Origin of the sequence: Streptomyces sp. McG3, from assembly GCF_018619185.1 — a bacterium.
Lineage (GTDB): Bacteria > Actinomycetota > Actinomycetes > Streptomycetales > Streptomycetaceae > Streptomyces.
This window is the reverse complement of the sequence record NZ_JAAXYC010000510.1, coordinates 1-3,104: the sequence shown is the minus strand read 5'-3', so window position 1 is coordinate 3,104 and position 3,104 is coordinate 1. Positions and strand designations below refer to the sequence as shown.

Sequence of the window (3,104 nt, the reverse complement as noted above, 5' to 3'; positions counted from 1 at the left end):
GCACCCGAGGCCCCGACCCGCGCCGCGACCTCCCCGTACGACACCGTGCTCCCGTACGGGATCGACTCCAGCGCCGCCCAGACCCGCCGCTGGAACTCCGTGCCCGCACCCTCCGCCAGCGGCACGTCGAACCGCGTCGAGCGCCCCGCGAAGTACGCCTCCAACTGCCGGGCGACCTCCGCGAACGCCTCCGGGGCGTGCCGCCAGCCGTCCTGGACGACCGCGCCGCCCTTCTGACCGGGCATCGACAACGAGAGCAGCCGGGCACCGGCCTCCCCGGCCGCGTCCGGCCCCTCCGCCACCGTCTCGCCGACCAGCAGCAACTCGCCCAGCGGGCTCTCCACCCGCGCGTACACCGTCGTCATGCTTCTCACTTCCCCGGTCGGTACGACCAGTCTGCGCCCGCTCACCACACCCCCACCGGCGGTATTCGGACATCGCACCCGCGCCCCGGGGCCCGGCACACGAAGAGGCACGCCGTCGAGGTCGGCCTCGGCGGTGTGCCCCGTTGTGCTCGGATCGGCTCAGTTCGGCTCAAGCGATCCGGCAACGCCCGTACGGATCGACGCGCTTGATCACCGGTAGTTCACGAACTGCACCGCGAAGTCGAAGTCCTGCCCCTTCAGCAGCGCCTGCACGGCCTGGAGGTCGTCCCGGCTCTTCGAGCTGACCCGCAGCTCGTCGCCCTGGACCTGCGCCTTGACGCCCTTGGGGCCCTCGTCGCGGATGATCTTCGCCACCTTCTTGGCGTTGTCCTGGGAGATGCCTTCCTCGATCGTGGCGAAGATCTTGTACTCCTTGCCGGAGAGCTGCGGCTCACCTGCGTCCAGCGACTTCAGCGAGATACCGCGCTTGATCAGCTTGGACTGGAAGATGTCGAGGATGGCCTTGACCCGCTCCTCGCCGTTCGCCTCCATCAGAATCTTCTCGCCCGACCACGAGATCGAGGCGCCCGTGCCCTTGAAGTCGTAACGCTGGGAGATCTCCTTGGCGGCCTGGTTGAGGGCGTTGTCGACCTCCTGCCGCTCGACCTTCGAGACGATGTCGAAACTGGAGTCGGCCATGACGTGTGGCTCCTTGCGTCGAATGCTTGGGGATACGGCGCAAGCCTAGCCACCGCCGCACCCTCCGGCGGCTGATCAATGAGGTGGCGGAGCACCCCTGGCCATCAGGTATCGTTTACGTCGTCGCCAAGGAGCTCACCACGAGATCCAACGCGTCGTTCGAGGCGGTGTGCCCGAGTGGCCAAAGGGAGCAGACTGTAAATCTGCCGGCTCAGCCTACCCAGGTTCGAACCCTGGCGCCGCCACGCGAACGAAGCCCCCGACCGGTTCTTCCGGTCGGGGGCTTCCTCGTTGTCCGGGCGCGGAGTTCCCGTCAGGAGTCCCGCCGCTGATCAGTTGCCGGCGACGTCCTTCACGGCCACCGTCACCGGCACGTTCCCGGAGATCGCTTCGAGGGTGAGGCCCGCCGTCGCCGGGGTGTCCAGCAGCTCCAGCAGCGTGGCCGCCACGTCGTCGCGGGGGATCGGGCCGCGGCCCGTAGAGGCGGCCAGGACGACCTGCCCGGTGCCCGCGTCGTCGGTCAGCATGCCGGGGCGCAGAATCGTCCAGTCCAGTGCGGCGCGGGAGCGTACGTCGGCGTCGGCGGCGCCCTTGGCCCGCAGATACACGTCGAAGACCTCGTCGCCGGGGTGGTCCGGGTCGGCGCCCATCGAGGAGACGACGAGATAGCGGCGGACGCCCGCCGCCTCGGCCGCGTCGGCGAACAGCACGGCCGCGTCGCGGTCGACGGTGTCCTTGCGGGCGACACCGCTGTTCGGCCCCGCACCCGCGGCGAAGACGGCCGCGTCCGCGCCGCGCAGCACCTCCGCGGTCTGCTCCACGGTGGCCGATTCGAGGTCCAGCACGGCGGGTTGGGCGCCGGCTTCGGTCAGGTCATGACTCTGTTGGGGGTTGCGGATGATCCCTACGGCTTCATCCCCGCGTGCGGCGAGCAGCCGCTCCAGCCGCAGTGCGATCTGTCCGTGTCCACCTGCGATGACAATGCGCATACCACCGACCGTACGCCCGGGAACCCGGCCGCGCTCAGTTCCTCGGCCCGGCGCCGGAGTCGGGCCGCCCCTGCCGAGGGAGTCCGCCGAGCCCCGTGGCGGCGTCACCGTCGGAGTCGCAGTACTCGCGCACGGCGCTGGTGCGGGCGACGATCCGGCCGCCGTGGATGACGATGCGGCTGTAGGCGAGCGAGAGCACCGCGGAGAGCCGTTCGCCGCGTACGGCCAGGAGTTCGGCGGGGAAGCCCGCCTCGACGCGCACATCGGGAAGGCCGAGGGCCGCGCGGGCGGCCGTGGAGACCAGCGCGTACGCCTGTTCGGCGCGGAGCCCCGCCTGTGAGGCCAGGAGGTAGGCGGCTTCGAGCGGATCACCGCGACCGACCGGGTTGGCCGTGTCCCGCAGCGCACCGCTGCCCGCCGCGACGCGCACCCCGGCGGAGCGCAGCAGGCGTACGGGGGCGGTCGTACGGCGCTCCGCGCCGGCGCAGCCGCCCTGGGGCAGGCAGACCACGGTGATCCCGGCGGCGGCGAGCTGGTCGGCGGCGCGGGCCGCGGCGTCCAGGGGCAGGTGGGCCAGGCCGCCGCAGGGGCCGAGGGTGACGCCGGGGCGCAGACCGGCGGCCATCGCGGCGAGCCGGGCCAGGCGGGCGGGGTCGTCGCCGTCGGTGTGCAGGTCCACGGGGCAGCCGTGCTCGGCCGCGATCTCCAGGACGGCCTCGGTGTAGCCCGTGGGGTCGGGGTCTAGGTCGGGGCAGCCGCCGACGACGGCCGCGCCCATCTTCACCGCGTCCCGGAGCATCGCCAGGCTGTCCGCCCCCGCGATGCCGGTGAGGAGCCGGGGGACCGCGACGGGCATGACGTCGGCGAGGCCGCGCAGGGCACGCCGGGTCTGCAGGACGGCTTCGAGCGGGGCGAGGCCCTGGACGTCGCCGACGCGGACGTGGGTGCGCAGGGCGGTGGCGCCGTGACCGAGCTGGAGGAGGGCGGCCTCGGTGGCCCGGCGCTGGATGTCCTCGGCGCGGTGGGAGGCGGGGCCGGGGCTGTCGGGGCC

The 3,104-nt window shown here is 72.6% G+C and carries 4 protein-coding genes and 1 tRNA gene; 1 reads left to right on the top strand and 4 read right to left on the bottom strand.

Going from position 1 to position 3,104, the window contains the following annotated elements:
• The coding region (locus HET64_RS37830; RefSeq protein ID WP_215111755.1) for a methylated-DNA--[protein]-cysteine S-methyltransferase at positions 1-365 on the bottom strand (365 nt) is incomplete at its 3' end.
• A 210-nt stretch (positions 366-575) separates the two neighbouring features.
• Positions 576-1,064, bottom strand: a complete 489-nt coding sequence (locus HET64_RS37825) for a YajQ family cyclic di-GMP-binding protein (RefSeq protein WP_006126857.1) — start codon at positions 1,062-1,064, stop codon at positions 576-578.
• A gap of 163 nt (positions 1,065-1,227) precedes the next feature.
• On the opposite strand from HET64_RS37825, the gene HET64_RS37820 reads away from it, so the two are divergent.
• Positions 1,228-1,309, top strand: a tRNA-Tyr gene (locus HET64_RS37820).
• A gap of 87 nt (positions 1,310-1,396) precedes the next feature.
• On the opposite strand, the gene HET64_RS37815 is transcribed toward HET64_RS37820, so the two are convergent.
• Together HET64_RS37815 and HET64_RS37810 are read right to left on the bottom strand one after the other, a co-directional pair.
• Entirely contained in the window at positions 1,397-2,053 is a 657-nt protein-coding gene (locus HET64_RS37815; protein ID WP_215111754.1) for an SDR family oxidoreductase, read from the bottom strand.
• A gap of 34 nt (positions 2,054-2,087) precedes the next feature.
• Positions 2,088-3,104 (bottom strand): amidohydrolase family protein (locus HET64_RS37810; RefSeq protein WP_215111753.1); only part of this gene is annotated, 1,017 nt, incomplete at its 5' end.

What these genes read in the sequence shown, in the direction of transcription:
- HET64_RS37815 (WP_215111754.1), bottom strand. Translation starts at nt 2,053, where the DNA reads ATGCGCATTGTCATCGCAGGTGGACACGGACAGATCGCACTGCGGCTG.
- HET64_RS37825 (WP_006126857.1), bottom strand. Translation starts at nt 1,064, where the DNA reads ATGGCCGACTCCAGTTTCGACATCGTCTCGAAGGTCGAGCGGCAGGAG.